We start from the raw sequence: 20,235 nt of genomic DNA, 5'->3' as shown, positions 1-20,235 counted from the left end.
ACGGTTTGGTTTTGCGGTTGCCTGCCATTCGTCCGAACCACAGCGGTCGTCGCGAAGCGGCCGACAGGGATACGCTAAAAGCGATGGGTGTCGTCGATCAATTGTGATCCACTGTTCGCGCCGCTTCCGTTCCTGGAGGTTCGAATGCCGCCCATCACCACGCGCCTGGTGGCGCTGTTGGTTCTTTGCCTGACGCTTGAAGTGCCGGCCCAGAACAGCGCCTGCCCGGCTGGCGAGAAACAAGTGTGCCTGGACAGCTGCATCTGCCTGCCAGACCTCGGACAGGTGCTCGGCCCCGTGCCCGATGGCATCTATCAGATCGCGGCACCTGCCCTGGCGCTGTGGCTGACTCAAGCCCGGGCCGAAGCAGCCAGCGCCGGCCTTCAACCCATTCCACCGCACATCCGCGAGCAACTGCTGCGCTGGTACGACCCCGGCGTCCTCGATGCCGCGCACTACAAAGTCAGCGACAACGGCCAGTTCAGCGCCGCCACTGCCATGCTGCAAAACCCCGATGTCGGCGCCGTGACGCTGATCGACATCATCCTTTTTCGGGATGCTCAAACCGCAGAACAGAACGTTGCGCTCTGGGCTCACGAACTCAAGCATGTGCAACAGTTTCAGGAATGGGGGGTAGAAGGATTTGCCCAGCGCTATACACAGGATTTCAATACCGTGGAGGCGCCGGCGTATGCCATACAGGCTGAGGTCAGACGGTTTGTGCGCGAAGGGACTGAACACGAATCCCCGGCACATCCTCAATGACTTCCCCGGCAGACAAACGTAGTCTTGTTGATTCGCTTCTCACGACAAGAACAAAACCAGGAGTCATTGATGCAACCGATCCGTCTCGGTCTGGTGGGCTACGGCAAGATTGCCCAGGATCAACACGTCCCCGCTATCTACGCCAACCCCGCCTTCCAGTTGGTCGCTGTCGCCACGCAAGGGCAGCCCTGTGCAGGGGTAGAGAACTTTCAGTCCCTGGGTGAACTGCTCGAAAACGGCCCGCCTGTGGATGCGATTGCGTTTTGCACGCCGCCGCAAGGACGATTCGCGCTGGTGCAACAAGCGCTGGCCGCAGGTAAACACGTGCTGGTCGAAAAGCCGCCGTGCGCCACGTTGGGCGAAGCGATGGCGTTAGTGAATCAGGTCGGCGAGCAAGGCGTCAGCGGCCTGTTCGCCTGGCATTCACGCTACGCGCCAGGTATCGAAGCCGCCCGTGACTGGCTGGCCTCCCGCACCCTGCAAAGCGTACAGATCGACTGGAAGGAGGACGTGCGCAAGTGGCACCCCGGCCAGGCATGGATCTGGCAACCCGGAGGCCTTGGCGTCTTCGATCCCGGCATCAATGCTTTGTCGATTGCAACTCATCTGCTGGCGCTGCCGCTGTTTGTCGAGTCTGCCGAACTGCGCGTCCCCGGCAACTGCCAGTCACCTATCGCCGCGTCCATCAAAATGTCTGACGCGCGCCACCTCGATGTCCGCGCAGAATTCGATTTCGACCACGGTCATGACGAACTCTGGAGCATCGAGGTTCGCTGCGCCGAAGGCATCCTGCGGCTGGACAACGGCGGCGCACTGCTGAGTATCGACGGCGTGCGCCAGGCCGTATCGGAGGAGGGCGAGTACGCGGCGGTGTATCGACATTTTCAGCAGCTGATCGGCGACAAGGCCAGTGACCTGGATCTCCAGCCGCTGCGATTGGTTGCAGATAGCTTTTTTGTCGGCAGTCGGACGCTGGTTGAGCCGTTCTACGATTAGCGACGGCTCGGGTAAAGGCAGAGACAAGCGTCACGAGCGACGGTGGAAAGTTGACACCGTCGGATCGCGAAAATAACGCGCGCGATTGCGCGTTATTCTGCCGCTGTAAGCGTATTGGACTGGATCAAGAGCGTGGACGTATCGGCGGTTTCCACAAACAGGTCATAGGCCTCCAGATACAAGTACGCATTGCTCATCTTCAGTGCGTTGTTGGTGGCGCAAGTCACAGCGCGTGCGTTCCCTTGCAGTGAAGCAACTGTCTGTGAAGCCGGAAAGGACTCACCTACCGAACACTCGATTTTTTGCACGAAAGGTTTGCCACTGCTTTCGATAAAGCTTTTGCTGTAGGCGATCGAGCTCCCGGGTTTGAGGTTTTGCCAATCGCCCACCAGGTCGATGTTCGTGAGGACGCTTCGCTGATCGTTTTTGCCGGCTGGTCCCGTGTGGCTCGTTGCGCCAAGTTCGATCAGCCCACGCCAGCGCAGGCTCACACGTTCGCTGCCCAAGGCGCCCGTCGCCTGCTCGCGCCACAGACCACGGGCCGGGCCCGGTTGCAGATACACGTCCATTGGGCGGTCGTTGACCACGGCGCGCGGCACCAGTGGGGAGGAGGCGCTGTAGCTGAATTGCAAATGACTGAGCGTGTGAGTCGGTTGTCCCTGAGGTAATGCACTGACGTGTGCCAGCAGTGTTGCCGGTAGTTCGGGTGTCAGCATGTTCGGCGGCAACTTTTTCCGGGTGACTGGCGTGGCGAGTTGCGCCAGGTTGGCGGGTTCGGCGCACGCGATGCCACTCAACCGGGCCCGTTGCTCAGTGTTCAATGCACTGTCGAGCGGCTGAGCGGGCGGCGGTAGCAAAGTCGCGTCGCCTAAACGATAAGCCAAGCGAGTGCTGGTCAGGCGCGTAGCACAGTCGATTTCAACGAGTTCGAACTGACGGCCGTACGGTTTCCCTTCGCTTTCATCCAGGCGGGTGCGGCCAAAGTCGATGCCTGCCCATATCGAGCGCCGGGACTTTTCTATGCGCAGTGTGCCCGGGTCCAGTAACAACAGGTCTTCGCTGTCGCCGGGAAGTTGCTTCCAGCTACTGTCCGGGACCGCCTGGCACATTTGCTCGGCGATCTTTCGCGCCGGGTCTGCTGGCAGGACGTAAGGACTGCTCCTGTCCTTTCCACTTCGATAATCCATGGCCACTGTCGACGCATCGCAGCCAGCGAAAAGTCGGACCTGGTTCGCTGGCTCGATCCCGGCAGCGGGCACGTCAACCATCACCACGGCGGTTCGGCCGAGTTTGAAAGTGCTATCAAGCGGCAGCGACTGTGTTTGTAACCGGGTCGCCATGGCTTGATTTTGTACCTGGCGCTCGGTAGCCAGGCGCTTATAGTAATCGGCCATCCCGTTGCCTTGCAGGGCACAGCCTGCCAGGGTCACAGTGAAAATAGCGCCCGTCAGTCGAAATACAATACTCACAGCAAACAGCTCCTTGGTGCGCCCGGTATCCAGGCCATCTGAATCGGCTCGACGGTCCAAACCTTTAGGGCTGCGAGTGGCCGCGTCTGTTTTCGCTCTTCAGATTCCCCCGGCAGGGACGACAACGTCTGTACATTCCCTTGGTGTCGTGAATCGTTCATGAAAAAGATTGCTGTCCTGTTGTTTGCCGTTCTTTTCCTAGCCGGATGTGCCAACCAGAAGTTCAAGCCCGAGTACCGTGCGCAGATACACACCGTGAAGGTTCTCCCGGTTTCGTGGAAACCCCGGGAAATGAGTTACATGGGCCGTGAACAAGCATGGGGCGCGGCATTGGGCGCCGGTGTTGGCGCCGGTGTCGGTATGGCGGCGGGCGCATCGAGCCTGGGCAAGGCCGCGCTGGGTGGGGCCGGATTTGCCGCAGGCCTGAAGGCCGGCGACCTGGCTTCAATGTCGACGGTCGATGCGATTCTCTACAACATGGAGACGGCTGATATCGATCTGGCCAGGTTGGTCAAAAAGAGCTTCGAGGAACAACTGGCCGCTACTGGCCGTTTCAAGATCGTGAGTGAAAACGAACAGGCCGATGCGGACATTCAGTTGACCGTCCTCAGTTGGGGTTTCGCCCTGACTCAAGGCTTCAGCAGCGTGGTGTACCCGACGATTGCAGTGAGCGGTGTCATGAAGCGCGGCGATGAACTGATCTGGCAACGCAACGAGCCCATCACCGCCTTCAACGGTGCCAACACCTATGGCTACGAGCCGTTGCGCTATCGCACCGAACCGGAGCTGCTACGGACTGCGTTGACGGGTATTGCGCAAATTGCCGACAGCTACCTGGTCAAGGATTTGAACGAGTGAGCATGGGATAAGCGTGCTCAAACACGCCGTAAAAACACCGCAAGCCCCTGCGGGGGCGTGTAGGTGAACCTCAGTTGGTGACCAACAGTTCCGGGCCGAGGTAGTTGTTGATGTGGTCGATGTCGTCATCGCCCAGACTGCCCACCGAAGAGGCGAGGCGCAGGCGAGACATCAAGTACCGCAGCTTCGCCTCGAACAGGTCGTGGCGCGCAACGAAGAGCAGCTCTTCGGCATTGAGCACGTCCGAGTTGGTGCTGGTGCCTCCTTCCTTGAAGCCCTTGCGTGTCGACATCAGTGAGCGTTCGTTGGACTCTACGGCTCGCTCCAGTGCGCGAATGCGTTTGGCGCCGCTCTGTACGCCGGCATACTCGCGGGTGGTTCCGGAGATGACTTCCTGTCGTGTGGCGTCGAGTTCGTCCAGGGCCTTGGAACTATTGGCACTGGCCTGGCGTGTCAGCGCGCTGGTGCCGCCACCGTTGTACAGCGGGAAATTGACCTCCAGCCCGATTGAGGCATAGCGGTTGCGTTGATTCAGCTCGGAGATTGATTGGCTATCGCCTGCGGTGTAGCCGGCAACGAAATCCAGAGTCGGCCAGTGACCCGCTTTGGCGCGCTTCACTTCTTCCTCAGCCAGGTCGCTGCTATGACGGCGCGCATGGATCAGCGGGCTATCGCTCTGAGCCTTGACCAACCAGTCCTGCAGGTTGCTCGGTAGCAGCGGTGGCATATCGAAGCTCGGACGCAAGGTGGTCAGCGATTCGGGGGTTTCTCCGATGTATTCCTCAAGCTTGCGCCGCGCATTGATCAGGTTGTCCTGCGCTTCGATCAGTTCAGCTTCGGCGAGGTCGCGGCGAGCGATTGACTCGTCGATGTCGGTGACGGTGCCGGCCCCCAGCTCCATGCGCCGTTTCGCCGAGGCGAGTTGCTCATCGAAAGCACTCAACTTGGCCTTGGCGAGGACGATGGTTTCACTGGCCAGCAGCACGTCGAAATAGCTTTCGGCGAGGCGCACCGCCGCGTCCTGACTCTTGGCATCGAACACCGCGACGCTGTAGTCGGCACGCTGTTTACCCTGGCGGTACTCGGCCATTTTCTGTTTGTTGAACAGTGGCTGGCGCAAGCGCACGTTGGCGCCCTTGGAGTCGTAGTCGAGATCCCTTTCGATGCCGCTCTGGCGCTGGGTGCCATTGACCTTGTTGTCGTAGGCCGAAGCACTGATCTGCGGTAGCAGACCGGCCTGGCCGATGGCGCGGTTTTCCAGGCCGGCCTCTTTTTCATGCACGGCGGCGCGGTAGACGGGGCCTTGGTATTGCAACAGATCCCACGCTTGTTTGAGGTCCATGGCGCTGGTCGGGAGGGATAACGCCAGCAGGCAGAAACACAGGCAATGACGGTCCATTTCATTGTTCCTTGAAGGAGCTGTCAACACGCTCGAGCATAGGTTTGAGCAGGTAACTCATCAAGTTGCGCTCGCCAGTCTTGATGGTGACGCTGGCGGGCATACCGGGGCGAATGTGATTGCTGCCAAGCAGGCTCATGCCATCGGGCGTGACTTCCACCTGGGCCAGATAGAACGGTTGCTTGCTTTCCTCGTCCATCAGGCGGTCGGCGGAGACGGTCTTCACGCGGCCGGGGATGTTGGGCGTCTGGGCATGGTTGAAGGCCGGGAAGGCAATGTCTACATCGAGTCCGGGGACCATCTTGTCGATGGCCTGCACGGGAATCATCGCGTCGACCTGCAGCGGCTCGTTGTCCGGAACGATTTCCATGATCTTGAAGCCGGGCTGGATGATCCCGCCGACAGTGGCAATGCTCAGGGACTGGACCATGCCATCGATCGGCGAGCGAATGACCGTGTGGGTCACTTCATAGTCCAGCGCACGCAAGCGGTCGGCCAGGGTGGTGTTTTCCTTGGCGGTGTCGGTGAGCTGCGATTCGACTTCCTTCAGGTAATCGTGCTGGCGCTGCAGGATGCGCAGCTTGATTTCGGTGGTCTGGCTACGCACGCGAGCGATGTTGTTGAGGTTCTCGGCCTGGCCGGCGGCGAGGTCGGCGTTGCTGCGTTCCAGCTCAAGCAGGCGGTTGCGCGGCACATAGCCTTCGGCCGCCAGCAAGCGGGTGCCTTTGAGTTCCTGGTTGAGGAAGTTGATCTGGGAGGCGCGGGCCCCATAGACCTGCTGCAGGCCCTTGAGCTGTACCGCCGACGCTGCGAGGTTTTCCTGCAGGATGCTGATCTCGCCAGCGAGGCCGGCGCGCCGAGTGTCCAGCAAGCGTTGTTGCAGATCCATGGCGGCCACCAGGCGCGGATCATTGCCGAAGCGCTTGAGCAATTCGGGGTCGAAGTTCACCACATCACGGTCGTCACGTTCCGCTTCCAGGCGGTTTTCCACTGTCTTGCTGACGATGTACTGGGCGCTGACCGCACCCTGTTCGGCAAGGGCGCGCAGCGAGTCGAGGCGGACCACCTCCTGACCTTTTTTCACTGAGTCGCCTTCGCGAACAAGAATGGCCTCCACGGTGCCGCCGCTCAGATGCTGCACGGCTTTGCGATTGCTGGTGACTTTTACCGTGCCTGTCGCCACCACGCCGGCATCCAGCGGCGCCAGCCATGACCACAGGAGGAAGCCGCCGAAGCCGGCGAGCACCAGCCACATGGCTTTGCGCACGGGTTTGGCGACGTCCAGATCTACCGTGTGCCTGGAGTCGGTGAGAATCATGTCGGTGTGTTGGCTCATTTGCATGATCGGTCACTCCCGTGCTTTGACGGAGGCCAGCGGGGTTGATGCGCCTGCAGGCATCACACTGGCCTTGCGCAGCGCTGCGAATACTTCGTCGCGACTGCCGAGCATCTGCACGCCGCCGTCTCGCAACATCAACACCTTGTCAACGGCGCAGAGCACATTGGGACGGTGGGAAATCAGGATGACCGTGGCGCCGCGGTTTTTGAGTTGGGCTAGCGCATCGACCAAGGCCTTCTCACCGACGTCGTCGAGGTTGGCATTCGGCTCATCCAGCACAATCAGATTGGGGTCTCCATACAATGCGCGGGCCAGGGCGATGCGTTGCTTCTGGCCACCGGAAAGCGGGCTGCCATCGGTGCCCAGACGGGTCTCATAACCCTGCGGGAAACGCAGGATCATCTCGTGCACGCCAGTCGTTCTGGCGGCGCGGATGACTGCGTCGCTGTCCACTTCACCAAAGCGTGCAATGTTGTCGGCGATGGTGCCCTCGAACAGTTCCACGTCCTGTGGCAGGTAACCGAGCCAGGGGCCAAGTTCGCCCTTGTTCCAGGTGAAGATGTCCGCACTGTCCAGGCGCACCTTGCCGGCCTGTGCCGGCCAGACACCGACCATCAGGCGGGCGAGGGTGGATTTGCCCGAGGCGGACGGGCCGATAATGCCAAGGCTTTCGCCGGGGGAAAGGTTGAAGCTCACCCCGCGCAGAATTGTGTTGTTGGTGCCGGGGGCGCCGGCATACACGTTCTCTACCGCCAGCATGCCCAGCGGCCGCTGCAGCGACATGCTCGGTGGCCGGCGCGGATAGTCGTTCAGCATTTCGTTCAGCCGGCCCCAGGCCGAACGGCAGCCAAGCAGTTGCTTCCACGACGCGATGACTTGCTCCACCGGAGCCAGTGCACGGCCGGTGAGGATCGAGCAAGCAATCATCATCCCGGGGGTGATCTTGCCTTCGATCGCCAGCAGCGCGCCGGCGCCCAGGATCAGCGACTGCAACGTGATACGCACGAAGCGCCCGGTGCTGCTGATCAGGGCGGCGCGGTCGGAGGCCAGGGTCTGCATTTCCAGAATGCGCAAATGGCTTTGGTACCAGCGCTTGCCGATTGACGGCAGCATGCCCATGGCCTCGATGACCTCGGCGTTGCGCAGGTTGTTGTTGGCGTAGCTGGCGGAGGAGAGGGCGGCCTGATTGGCTTCGGCCAGCGGCTTTTGCGTTGCCTTCTCGGTGAGATAAGCCAGGCCCACCAGAATCAGTGAGCCGATCAGCGTGACCAGTCCGAGCAGCGGGTGAATCAGATAGGCGACCAGCAGGTAGATCGGCGTCCATGGCGCATCAAAGAAAGCGAACAGGCCATTACCGGTAAGAAATTGACGCACCTGCGCGAGATCCTGCAGGGCCTGGGCCGGATTGCCACCGGCGCGGCTCAGGTTGCGCTCGAATGCCGCGGTGAAAATGCGTCGGTTGAGGTCCATGTCCAGGCAGTTGCCAACCCGGATCAGCACGCGGGTGCGGAACATTTCCAGCGTGGCCATCAGCAAGAACAGGCCTATCACCAGAAAGGTCAACATCGTCAACGTTGTGACGTTTCGGCTGACCAGGGCGCGATCATAAACCTGCAGCATATAAACGGCTGGCGTCAACATCATGACGTTGATGACACCACTGAAAGCTGCCAGTGAATAAAAACTGCGACGAAGGCGAAAGAGTGCGTCTGCCAATTCGGATCGAGTACTCGATTGTTTGTACATTTGGCTGACCCCTCTCGAAAAGCCGTTAGCCCTTGCGGCGCAACAGCTAACACGTGTGATTCGCAAGTAGCCGTCGATATGCAGGGGTTCGCTCTAGGGAGAATCTCCTGCCATTTCTGCGTTGCTCCCATAGCCAGCAGCGTAGGTGGCGATGTAACAACCTGAAATAACATTTCGCTCTAATGGTGCATCGAACTTTCTATAAGTCTATTAAAAACAGCTAGTTGTAAGGTCAAGTGCCGGTCGTCAGGTTTGAGCGTCGTAAAATTGACAATTATTTGCTGTGCGACTTTAGTCTTACTCATTGACGGCACCGTCCGCCTGAAGCCTGTCAACTCTTTGGCAACGCGAGGCGCAGAGTTCGAGGGAGCACACATGTCGATCGTTTCGTTCTTTTGCAGAGGGAAGGGGTTGTTCAGGAAGTTCGCCTTGACTGCATGTTTCCATGGCCCGCCCAGGTCTCTGGGTCGCTCTGCCTGATCGCACAGCGAGCCATTCTTTAGCGAATTCCAGGCGCGCATCCCGGGGGGCCGTTTAACGGCTTTGCCTTCCCGTGTCAGCGCTCGCCAAAAAAAAAGAACCAACACACTGCGCAAGCCAGCACCTGACTGGGCGTGGGCGGACTCCTATCGCCCGTGTCCTTCCCCAAAGAGATCGAGGGCAAGCAAAATGGCCAATTTCAACAAGTCCGACCTGGAGTTCATCCTCAAGCAAATTTTCATCGCAGAAGCACATGCCGACGGCGCCAGCCTCAGTGATTTGCTACCCAACAGTCAGGTGCCATTCGGCTTGCGTACCGTCGATGGCAGCTACAACAACCTGGTCGCCGGGCAAAGTGAATTTGGCGCTGCGGACAATGCGTTCCCGCGCCTGCTGGATACCTCGTTCCTGGCGTCATACACCGGGACAGGGACGGTGGTGGACCCGCAGCCGAGGATTATCAGTAACCTGATCGTTGATCAGACCGCCAACAACCCGGCCGCGGTTGCGGCGAACGGCGGTGCAGACCCGGTCATCAGCCCAGGCCCCGACGGTGTCTTCGGCACGGACGACGACACGCAAGTGTTCTTCATTCCCAACCAGTCGGCGGACGCCGGTCTGACCGCCGGCTTCAACTCGTGGATGACGTTCTTTGGCCAGTTCTTCGATCATGGCCTCGACCTGGTCAGCAAGAGCATTACCGACTTCGTGTTTATTCCGTTGCAGCCGGACGATCCGTTGTTCGTGCCGGGCAGCCCGACCAACTTCATGGTGCTGCCACGGGCAGTACGTACAGCCGGTGCGGACGGAATTCTCGGCACTACGGATGATGGTCAGCCCAACACCACCTCTCCGTTCGTGGACCAGAGCCAGACTTACAGCTCGCACCCCTCGCATCAGGTGTTCCTGCGCGAATACGTCATCAACGCAGCAGGTGACCCTGTTGCCACCGGGCGCTTGATTACCAACCGCGATCTGGGCGCCGACGGCAAGTTCGGCACTGCCGATGATGGTGGCGCGGAAAATGGCGGCATGGCGACCTGGGCAGTGGTCAAGGCCCAGGCCCGCGACATTCTCGGCATCGACCTGACCGACGCCGATGTGCACAACGTGCCGCTGCTGGCGACCGACGCGTATGGCAACTTCATCCGGGGCCCGAGCGGTATGCCGCAGGTGGTGATACGCATCAGTAACGGCGCTGACGGTATCGCCGGTACAGCTGATGACGTCACGCAACTGGTCGAAGGCAACCGGGATGCTCCGATCAGTCTGGCCAACGCTGTGAGCACCGGTCATGGCTTCCTCGACGACATCGCCCACAATGCCGCGCCGGTCGTCGTCGGCGGGGTTCTTCAAGCGGATGCTGACGCCGATATCGGCAATGCTCAGCCAGCGGGACCGGGCGGCAACAACCTGACCTACGACAACGAACTGCTCGACGCTCACTACATTGCCGGCGATGGCCGGGCGAACGAAAACATCGGCCTGACCGCTGTGCACCATGTGTTCCATTCCGAGCACAACCGCCTGGTCCAGCAATCCAAGGAAACCATCCTGGCCTCCGGCGATCTGGCGTTCCTCAATGAGTGGCTGGCCGACGATGTCGCGGCGATACCGACTACTCCCGCCGAAATCGCAGCATTGGTGTGGGACGGCGAACGGCTGTTCCAGGCCGCCAAGTTCGGCACCGAGATGCAGTACCAGCACCTGGTGTTCGAGGAGTTCGCGCGGACCGTTCAACCGCAGGTCGACGAGTTCCTTGCCCCCAACGGCTATGACACTTCGATCAACCCGGCCATCCTCGCCGAGTTCGCCCACGTGGTGTATCGCTTCGGTCACTCGATGTTGACCGAGACTGTCGATCGCTTCGACCCCGAGTTCAATCCGCTGCTCACTGACCCGAACAACCCTGACACGCAGCTCGGTCTGATCGCGGCCTTCCTCAATCCGCTGGCGTTCGCCGGCAGCGGGGCTACCGCGGACGAAGCGGCAGGGGCGATCATTCGCGGGGTGACCCGTCAGCTCGGCAACGAGATCGACGAGTTCGTCACCGAAGCGTTGCGCAACAACCTGCTCGGTCTGCCGCTCGATTTGCCGGCACTGAATCTGGCGCGTGGTCGCGACACAGGCATCCCCACGTTGAATGAGGCGCGGCGTGAGTTCTACCAGACAACCGGTGACAGCCAACTCAAGCCCTACATCAGTTGGGCAGACCTGGCGGACAGCCTCAAACACCCCGAGTCGTTGGTCAACTTCATCGCGGCTTATGGCACGCATGACACGATTACGTCGGCGACCACGCTGGCAGGCAAACGCGATGCTGCTCTTGCGCTGGTATTCGGTGGTGCCGATGCGCCGGCTGACCGCCTGGATTTCCTCAATAGCAGCGGTGACTGGGCCAACGTCACGACGGCCGGCAGGGATGGAGTGCTGGGCACCGCAGACGACCTGACGGGTGTAACCATCAGCGGCGTCGACGACATCGACTTCTGGGTCGGCGGCCTCGCCGAAGAGAAGATGCCGTTCGGCGGTATGCTCGGGTCGACGTTCAACTTCGTGTTTGAAACGCAGATGGAGGCGTTGCAGAACGGCGACCGGTTCTACTACCTGTCGCGTACGGCGGGCCTGAACTTCGGCACGGAGCTTGAGAACAACTCCTTTGCCAAGCTGATCATGCTCAACACCGACGTGACGCACCTGTCGAACACTGTGTTCCTGACGCCGGCGTTCACCCTCGAAGTGAATCAGGCCAATCAGTACACGGGCCTTGGCGTCGGCGGCCGCGCCGATCCGACGGGTGGGCTGATGATCAACGGCGTGGAAATCGTGCCGCTGGTGATTCGCGACAACCCCGACACCGTGGGTGCGGACAACAATTTTCTGCATTACACCGGTGAAGATCATGTCGTCCTCGGCGGCACGGCCGGCAATGACATCATTATCTCCAGTGAAGGCGATGACACCCTTTACGGCGACGGCGGCAACGATGTCCTCGAAGGCGGCTCCGGGAACGATGCGGTGCTGGGCGGCGCGGGCGATGACATCATCACCGACTCGTTCGGCGACAACCGCCTGGAAGGCAATGACGGTAACGATGTGATCGTGGCCGGCAGCATGCTGGTCGCAGGCAACCTGATCCTGGGGGGCGACGGCCAGGACTTCATTATCACCACTGAAGACATCAGCCTCACCTTCGGCGGTCAGGGTGACGACTTCATCCTCGGCGCCAAGACCAACCTGCCACCTACCGGCAACGAAGGTGATGACTGGATCGAGAAGGGTACGCAGGACGGTGCGCCTGGCGATAACTTCTCGCCGTTGCTCAACGACGATACGATCGGCAACGACATCTTTGTCGGTGGTGGTGGCTTCGACGAAATGCTTGGCGAGGGTGGCGATGACATCTTTGTCGGCAGCGATGCCCAGGACAAGATGGACGGCATGTCCGGGTTCGACTGGGTGACCTACAAAAATGACCAGGTCGGCGTGACCGTCGACCTGTCCCTCGCCGCGCTGGCGCAGCCACATGGCAACGCGCCGAACCAGAACACCGGGGTGTTCAACCCGGTCGGCGCTTCGCCGGCCTCGATCCTCGACCGTTTTGCCGAGGTCGAAGGCTTGTCCGGTTCCAAATTCGGCGATGTGCTCAAAGGCGATGATGTGGATGCGGTCACCATCCTCAACCATGGTGGTGCCACGGGCGGTGCGCTGACCAATGTGGCGTTGATCCGCGGACTGGAGCAGTTCCTGGCCGACGCCGGCTTGCCGACCACCGGTTTTGCCACAGGCAACATCATCCTTGGTGGCAATGGCAGTGACTTGATCGAGGGCCGCGGGGGCGATGACCTGATCGATGGCGACAAATGGATCAACGTCAGAATTGCCGTTTATGCCCCGGACGACGTCAATCATACCGGTCCCGAAATCGCCAGCTTCGACAGCATGGTCGACATGATTCCGTTCATGCTGGACCGCACCTATAACCCGGGTCAGCTCAAGGCGGTGCGGGAAATTCTGCCTGGCACCTCGACGGGCGGGGCGGCTTTCGACACCGCAATTTTCTCCGGGCTTCAGTCCGAGTACACGGTGACCCAGGACACCCGTGGCACGGCCAACCTGGCGGACGATGTCTGGACCGTGACCGACACCGTAGCGGGACGCGACGGCACCGATACCCTGTTGCATATCGAACGCCTGCAATTCGCCGACACTCAGCGGGTGCTGGTGCCGGGGCAGAATGCGCAACCAACGGGCAGGCCGACTGTCACGGATGGCAACGGCGGTGACATTACAGTGGGCGACACGCTGACCGTGAGCATGGCCGGTGTGCGCGATGCCGACAACGTCGCGGCGGGTAACCTGCAAGGGCTCGTCAACACCTCGGTGTCCTACTACTGGCAGTTCGAAGCGAACCCCGGCAGTGGCGTGTTCGAAGACATCATCCTGTTGCCTGCGGGGGATCTGGCGTTCCAGAGTGCCGACGGCACTTCGTTCAAAGTGTCCCCGGATCTTGCCGGCTTGTCGCTGCGGGTCAAGGCCATCTACCAGGATGGTCATGGCACGACGGAAGTGGTGTTCTCGCAACCGACCAGCGTGGTGGTTCCCGGCGAGCCGGTCGTGCCGACCGCGCAGGCACCGGTAGTCGATGCCACCGCGGGTGGCGCGGGCCTGCACATGGTTCGCTCCGACCTCAACTTCATTCTTGATCAGATCAAGATTGCCGAGGCTGACGCAGCCGGTCAGGACATTCTCTCGCTGATCCCGAATATCCGCGCGCCGTTGGGCCTGCGCGCGGTCGACGGCTCAAACAACAACCTGATGAACCTCAACGGCATCAATAACACCGAGTTTGGTGCCGCCGATAACGTCTTCCCGCGTGTGTCCGATCCGGTCTTCAACCCGGCGGAAGGTGCGCCTGCGGGGTTCTTTGGCCCCGGTTCGCCGGCCATTCCGGGTTCGTCGTATCAGCAGACCAGCGGCAATGTGTTTGACTCGCAGCCGCGCACCATCAGTAATCTGATTGTCGACCAGACGTCGAACAATCCGGCGGCTTATGCCACGGCTTACGACGTGGGCGCGGACGGCGTGCTCAACTTCGGCACGCCGGGTAACGACGACGTGCTCAAGGATGGCGTACGCATCGTCGCCAGCCCGGGCCTGGATGGTCAGTTCGGTACTGGCGACGATCACGACGTGTACATGTTCGAGAACACCGCGCCGGATGCCGGGTTGTCTGCGCCGTTCAACGCCTGGATGACCTTCTTCGGGCAGTTCTTCGATCACGGTCTGGACCTGGTGACCAAAGGCGGTTCGGGCACCATCTTCATCCCGCTGCAACCGGATGATCCGCTGTATGTGCCAGGCGGCAACACCAACTTCATGGTGCTCACCCGCGCCACCAACCTGCCAGGGGCGGATGGCGTTCTCGGCACGGCCGACGATATCCATGAACACACCAACACCACCTCGCCGTTCGTGGACCAGAACCAGACCTACAGCTCGCACCCATCGCATCAGGTGTTCCTGCGCAGTTATCTGCTGACCGACGACGGCCCCATCGCGACGGGCAGGCTGATCACCAACCGTGACCTGGGGGCGGACGGCAAGTTTGGTACCGCAGACGATAGCGAAATCGGCGGTATGGCGACCTGGAAAGTGGTCAAGGCGCAAGCCAACGACATTCTGGGTATCCACCTGACCGATGCCGACGTCGATAACGCGCCGCTGTTGGCGACTGACGCCTATGGCAATTTCATCAAGGGGCCAAACGGCTTCCCGATGGTTGTGATGAAGGGGGCTGACGGGCTTGGCGGCACGGCGGATGACGTTCTTGTCGAGGGCAATCCGCTTGCTCCCGTTGACCTCACCAATGCTGTGCGCACCGGTCACCAGTTCCTCGCCGACATTGCCCACAATGCAGCGCCGGTGTTCAGTGGTGGCGTGCTCGCGCCTGACGCGGATTCCGACATTGGCAACGACGTGCCGTTCAATCCGCAGACCGGGGCCAACCTGGCCTACGACAACGAGCTGCTGGATGCGCACTACATCGCTGGCGATGGCCGGGTCAACGAGAACATTGGCCTGACCGCGGTGCATGCGATCTTCCACTCCGAGCACAATCGGCTGGTCGCACAAACCAAGGACACCGTGCTCGATTCGGGTGACGTGGCGTTCCTCAACGAATGGCTGCTCAACCCAGTGAGCGCGTTGCCAGCCAACCAGGCGGAAATCGATGCCCTGGTGTGGAATGGTGAGCGCCTGTTCCAGGCGGCCAAGTTCGGCACCGAGATGCAGTATCAGCACTTGGTGTTCGAGGAGTTTGCCCGGACCATCCAGCCTAACATCGACCTGTTCTTCGCACCGACCCAGGTCTATGACGTGGACCTCGATGCCTCGATCGTCGCCGAGTTCGCCCACACCGTGTACCGGTTTGGCCACTCGATGCTGACCGAGACTGTCGATCGTTTCGACGTCGATTTCAACGTGGTCGGCGATCCGAACAGTGCTGATCCTGATCAGCAGCTCGGCCTGATCGCGGCGTTCCTCAACCCGCTGGCGTACGCCGCCAGTGGCGTGACGCCAGAAGACGCAACCAGTGCGATCGTGCGGGGGATCACTCGGCAAGCCGGTAACGAAATCGACGAGTTCGTCACCGAGGCGCTGCGCAACAACCTGCTCGGCCTGCCGCTCGACCTGCCGGCGATCAACATCGCCCGTGGCCGCGACGTGGGGATTCCCTCACTCAACGCGATCCGCCGCGACATCTACAGCCAAACCGGTGATACCCAACTCAAGCCATACACCAGCTGGGTCGACCTGGTGCAGCACCTCAAACATCCGGAGTCGTTGATCAACTTCATCGCGGCCTATGGCACCCATGAGTCGATCACGGCGGCGACCACGCTGGAAGACAAGCGCGCTGCGGCCATGGCGCTGGTCTTCGGTGGAACGGGTGCGCCGGCTGACCGCCTGGAGTTCCTCAACGGCACCGGTACCTGGGCCAACGTAACGCGGGCCGGCAAGGATGGCGTGCTGGGAACTGCCGACGACCTGAAGGGTGTGACGATCACGGGGGTCGATGCCATCGATCTCTGGATTGGTGGCCTGGCCGAAGCGAAAACGCCGTTCGGCGGCATGCTCGGCTCGACCTTCAACTTCGTGTTCGAGAACCAGCTGGAAAAACTGCAGGACGGCGACCGCTTCTACTACCTGGAACGTACCGCTGGCCTGTCGATGAATGCCGAGCTTGAAAGCAACTCGTTCGCCAAGCTGATCATGGCCAACACCTCGGCCACGCACTTGCCGGGCCTGGTGTTCTCGGACCCTGGGTTCTATCTGGAAAGGGACCAGAGCAAGCAGTACAACGATGGCCTGGGCAACGCCGATCCGCTTGGCGAGAACGGCGAGCAGGTGGTGTTCCGCGACAACCCGCTGACCGCAGGGCCGGACACGAACTACATCCGGTATTCGGGTGCAGAGCACATCGTGTTGGGCGGTACCAATGCCGCAGACATCCTCATTTCGAGTGAGGGTGATGACACGGTCTGGGGCGACGGAGGCAACGATCGCATCGAAGGCGGTGACGGCAACGACCAACTGCGCGGTGGCGCCGGCGATGACATCATCACCGACAAGGGCGGCGACGATAACATCCAGGGTGGCGACGGCAACGACGTGCTGCACGGTGGTAACGGCGTCAACCTGATCATCGGTGGGTTCGGCAGTGACTTCATCGTGACCGGTGAGGATGCGTCCGAAGCCATTGGCGGCCAGGGCAACGACTTTATCCTGGGCAGCAAAGCCAACGAACAGGACATGGGTAACGAAGGCGACGACTGGATCGAGAAGGGCACGTCGGACGGTGCACCTGGCGACAACTTCGACCCGGCGGGCAACGACCCAGTGATCGGCCACGATGTGTTCATCGGCGGTAACGAGAACGACAAGTTCAATGGCGAGGGCGGCGACGACATCATGGTCGGCAGTCTCGGTTTGGGTGACCGCTATATCGGTGGCTCAGGCTTTGACTGGGCAACGTTCAAGGGGCTTGCCCAGGGCGTGACCATCGATTACACGGACCGCTTTTTCGATGTTCCTACGATGCCGGGTTCGGGAGCTTCGGCGCTGGTGCGCTTCGACATCATGGAAGGTCTGTCGGGTTCGTCCCACGGTGACTTCCTGCGCGGTGATAACGAAGACGCCACGTCGCTGCCTACTGCGGGTGCAACCGGCAGTGTGCTGACCAACATCGATCTGATCAACGGCCTGGCGGATCTGCTGCCTGACGGTGCGACGTTCTTCGATGGCGGCAACATCATCCTCGGCGGTAGCGGCAGCGACCTGATCGAAGGTCGCGGCGGTGACGACATCATCGACGGCGACAAGTGGCTGAACGTACGCATCAGCGTACGGGCGAACGCTGATGGCACTGGCGCGGAAATCGCCACGTTCGACAGCATGGAGCCGCTGGTGCCGTTCATGTTGAACGGTACTTACAACCCGGGCCAGTTGGTCATTGTGCGGGAGATTCTGACCGGCAATGACAGCTTCGACACGGCGCTGTACTCCGGAAACCTTGGGGAATACGGCATCGAGATCGATGGTGACACGGTCATTGTGACCGACTCGGTGGCAGGGCGTGATGGCGTCGATCGCCTGACGGGCATCGAGCGTCTGCAGTTCGCTGACGTGGCGGTATCGTCCGGAGTGGGCACTGCGCAAAACAACGACCCATCGGGTCATCTGGCCATCCTCGATGCGGCTACCGGCGTGCGTGAAGATACGCCTGTCGCCGGCCAGTTGCTGCGCGTCAGCGGTTCGGCGGTACGCGACGTGGATAGCCAGAGCGCGACCAATCCGACCGGTGCAGTGACCGGTGGGGTGGCTTACTACTGGCAGGTCGAAACCATTCCTGGAACGGGGGTCTATGAAGACATCACCTTTATCGCCGCTGGCGAGGCAATGCGGGCGACTGGCAGCACCTTCCTGGTGGGGCCGGATGAGGCAGGTCTGAACATCCGTGTCCGTGCGGTGTACCAGGATGGCCAGGGCACGCTGGAGATCGTCGACTCGTCCGGCAACAGTGAACCGACCGAAGGGGCGACCGTTACCGGGCTTGCCGTGCAGAACCAGCTGTTGACCGCCGACACGTCGACCATCGTCGACGCCGATGGTCTGAGCAATCCGCAGTTCACCTACCAGTGGCAGGCGAACGACGGGCTTGGCTTCGTCAACATCGACGGCGCTACCGCAAGCACGTTCGCGCTTGGTCAGGCTCAGGTCGGCCAGGAAGTGCGCGTGATGATCGGTTACGTGGATAACTTCGGTGTGGCCGAAAGCGTCTCGTCCAACATCCTGGGGCCGGTGGACAACGTCAACGATGCACCGACAGGCGCGTTGCTGATCAGCGATACCACACCGGATCAAGGGCAGGTGCTGACGGCGCTGACGGCGGGGATTGCCGATGCGGACGGGCTGGGTACCTTCAGCTACCAATGGCAGCAAGGTGTTGGCACATCCTTTACCGACATCAATGGCGCGACGGCCTCGACCTTCACCCCGGGTGTGGCGCAGGGCAACCTGCAAATACGGGTGATCGTGCGCTACACCGACGGCTTCGGTGCGCTGGAGTCGTTGACTTCCGCAGCAACCGCGGCGGTTGCGGTACTGAGTGGCGTGGTGCTGCAGGGCAATGCACAGGCGAACACCCTCACCGGTGGCGCCGGTAACGATGTGCTGCTTGGCCTGGGCGGGAGCGATACGCTGAATGGCCTGGCCGGTGCCGACCAGTTGTTTGGCGGCACAGGCAACGACATCCTCAACGGCGGAGACGACGACGACGTCCTCAATGGCGAGGACGGCAACGACACCCTCAATGGTGGGCTCGGCGCCGATGTCATGAACGGCGGTGCCGGCAACGACACGTTCGTGGTCGACAACGTCGGCGACCTCGTCAACGAGGCGCTGGGGGGGGGTACCGATCTGGTGCAGACCGGCTTCACGAACTACCAGCTCGGTGCCAACGTCGAGAACCTGACCTATACCGGCGCCAGCAACTTCACCGGTACCGGCAACGCACTGGCCAACACCATCACCGGCGGGGTGGGTAACGACCTCCTCGATGGCGGTGCGGGTGCTGACCGGATGGTGGGGGGCGCGGGCAACGATACCTACATCGTCGATGCAGCCACAGACGTGGTGGTCGAGGTGGGGGGTGGCGGTACGGACACCGTGCAGACTTCGTTGGCCAGTTACACGCTGGGCGGTAATGTCGAGAACCTGACCTACACCGGCGTCGGCAACTTCGCTGGCAGCGGCAACGGGTTGAACAACGTCATCACCGCCGGGGTGGGGAATGACACCCTCAATGGTGGTGGCGGCAACGACACCCTCAACGGCAACAGCGGCAACGACACACTGAATGGCGACGCCGGCAACGACCAACTGTTCGGTGGCCTTGGTACAGATACCCTGAACGGCGGTAATGGCGATGACAGCCTCGACGGAGGTGACGGGGCGGATACATTGAATGGCGGGGCAGGCAACGACACGCTGCTCGGTGGGCTGGGTGACGACAGCCTGGATGGTGGTACCGGCAGCGATCTGCTCCAGGGCGGCGACGGCAACGATACGCTGCTCGGTGGTGACGCTAACGACACCCTGCTGGGTGGCATCGGCGATGACTTTATCGATGGCGGTAACGGCAACGATACGGTCACGGGCGGTGCCGGCAACGACATGATGGTTGCCAGCAATGGCAACGATATCTTCATGTTCTCAGCGGGCTTCGGGGTCGATCAGATCATCGGCTTCGATGCCATCGCGGGAGGAGGCCAGGACCGGCTCGATATCTCCGCGTTCAACATCACGGCTGCGACCTTTGCCGGCAACGTCACCATCGCCGATGTCGGTGCGGATACCCTGGTCAGCTTCGCTGGAGCCGACTCCATCCGCCTGGTCGGTGTGGCCGATGCAACAACCGTCACTGCTACAGACTTCATTCTCGCCACTTGAGGTCCTGATCAGTACTGTCGCAAAAAGCGTGGAAAACGCAGGGGAGGGCAGCAATGCCCTCCCTTTCTTTTTATTCAAAAAGAGGCTGTCAGTTCGGCTGACAATGCGTGAACCAACCGGGCACGCCAGTAGGTCGGAGCGTGGGAAACGCTCGATCAACATTTAACTTG

General features: G+C 61.0%; 8 protein-coding genes. 4 read left to right on the top strand and 4 right to left on the bottom strand.

Annotated elements, in window-relative coordinates:
* Positions 1-144: 144 nt before the first annotated feature.
* Positions 145-765: an eCIS core domain-containing protein gene (locus tag PMI01S_RS17225; protein WP_084321180.1), complete on the top strand. Its 621-nt coding sequence runs from the start codon at positions 145-147 to the stop codon at positions 763-765.
* 69 nt (positions 766-834) lie between these two features.
* Positions 835-1,761 carry a Gfo/Idh/MocA family protein gene (locus PMI01S_RS17220; RefSeq protein ID WP_084321179.1) on the top strand — a complete coding sequence of 309 codons (927 nt, stop codon included), beginning with the start codon at positions 835-837 and terminating at the stop codon, positions 1,759-1,761.
* A gap of 92 nt (positions 1,762-1,853) precedes the next feature.
* On the opposite strand, the gene PMI01S_RS17215 is transcribed toward PMI01S_RS17220, so the two are convergent.
* Positions 1,854-3,230 (bottom strand): hypothetical protein, encoded by a 1,377-nt coding sequence (locus PMI01S_RS17215; protein WP_235864435.1) that lies wholly within the window; start codon positions 3,228-3,230, stop codon positions 1,854-1,856.
* A 159-nt stretch (positions 3,231-3,389) separates the two neighbouring features.
* Here PMI01S_RS17215 and PMI01S_RS17210 point away from each other — a divergent pair, with 159 nt between their 5' ends.
* Positions 3,390-4,088 (top strand): hypothetical protein, encoded by a 699-nt coding sequence (locus PMI01S_RS17210; protein WP_084321178.1) that lies wholly within the window; start codon positions 3,390-3,392, stop codon positions 4,086-4,088.
* A gap of 70 nt (positions 4,089-4,158) precedes the next feature.
* Here the strand turns inward: PMI01S_RS17210 and PMI01S_RS17205 are convergent, their stop codons facing one another.
* Genes PMI01S_RS17205 through PMI01S_RS17195 form a run of 3 tightly spaced genes read right to left on the bottom strand, consistent with a single transcriptional unit; the run spans position 4,159 to position 8,572 of the window.
* Complete coding sequence (locus tag PMI01S_RS17205) at positions 4,159-5,487, bottom strand: TolC family outer membrane protein (RefSeq protein WP_084321177.1); 1,329 nt, start codon at positions 5,485-5,487, stop codon at positions 4,159-4,161.
* 1 nt (position 5,488) lies between these two features.
* The gene (locus PMI01S_RS17200) at positions 5,489-6,829 is read right to left on the bottom strand and encodes an HlyD family type I secretion periplasmic adaptor subunit (protein WP_084321176.1); all 1,341 of its coding nucleotides are present in this window, start codon (positions 6,827-6,829) and stop codon (positions 5,489-5,491) included.
* Between the two features lie 6 nt (positions 6,830-6,835).
* The gene (locus tag PMI01S_RS17195) at positions 6,836-8,572 is read right to left on the bottom strand and encodes a type I secretion system permease/ATPase (protein ID WP_084321175.1); all 1,737 of its coding nucleotides are present in this window, start codon (positions 8,570-8,572) and stop codon (positions 6,836-6,838) included.
* 669 nt (positions 8,573-9,241) lie between these two features.
* On the opposite strand from PMI01S_RS17195, the gene PMI01S_RS17185 reads away from it, so the two are divergent.
* The gene (locus PMI01S_RS17185; protein WP_084321173.1) at positions 9,242-20,065 is read left to right on the top strand and encodes a peroxidase family protein; all 10,824 of its coding nucleotides are present in this window, start codon (positions 9,242-9,244) and stop codon (positions 20,063-20,065) included.
* Positions 20,066-20,235 lie beyond the last annotated feature (170 nt).

This window comes from Pseudomonas migulae NBRC 103157 (assembly GCF_002091715.1).
GTDB lineage: Bacteria > Pseudomonadota > Gammaproteobacteria > Pseudomonadales > Pseudomonadaceae > Aquipseudomonas > Aquipseudomonas migulae_A.
This window is presented reverse-complemented; position numbering and strand designations above follow the sequence as displayed.

Coding starts and splice junctions, on each gene's coding strand:
- PMI01S_RS17225 (WP_084321180.1), top strand. CDS start 145: ATGCCGCCCATCACCACGCGCCTGGTGGCGCTGTTGGTTCTTTGCCTG.
- PMI01S_RS17220 (WP_084321179.1), top strand. CDS start 835: ATGCAACCGATCCGTCTCGGTCTGGTGGGCTACGGCAAGATTGCCCAG.
- PMI01S_RS17210 (WP_084321178.1), top strand. CDS start 3,390: ATGAAAAAGATTGCTGTCCTGTTGTTTGCCGTTCTTTTCCTAGCCGGA.
- PMI01S_RS17205 (WP_084321177.1), bottom strand. CDS start 5,487: ATGGACCGTCATTGCCTGTGTTTCTGCCTGCTGGCGTTATCCCTCCCG.
- PMI01S_RS17200 (WP_084321176.1), bottom strand. CDS start 6,829: ATGCAAATGAGCCAACACACCGACATGATTCTCACCGACTCCAGGCAC.
- PMI01S_RS17195 (WP_084321175.1), bottom strand. CDS start 8,572: ATGTACAAACAATCGAGTACTCGATCCGAATTGGCAGACGCACTCTTT.
- PMI01S_RS17185 (WP_084321173.1), top strand. CDS start 9,242: ATGGCCAATTTCAACAAGTCCGACCTGGAGTTCATCCTCAAGCAAATT.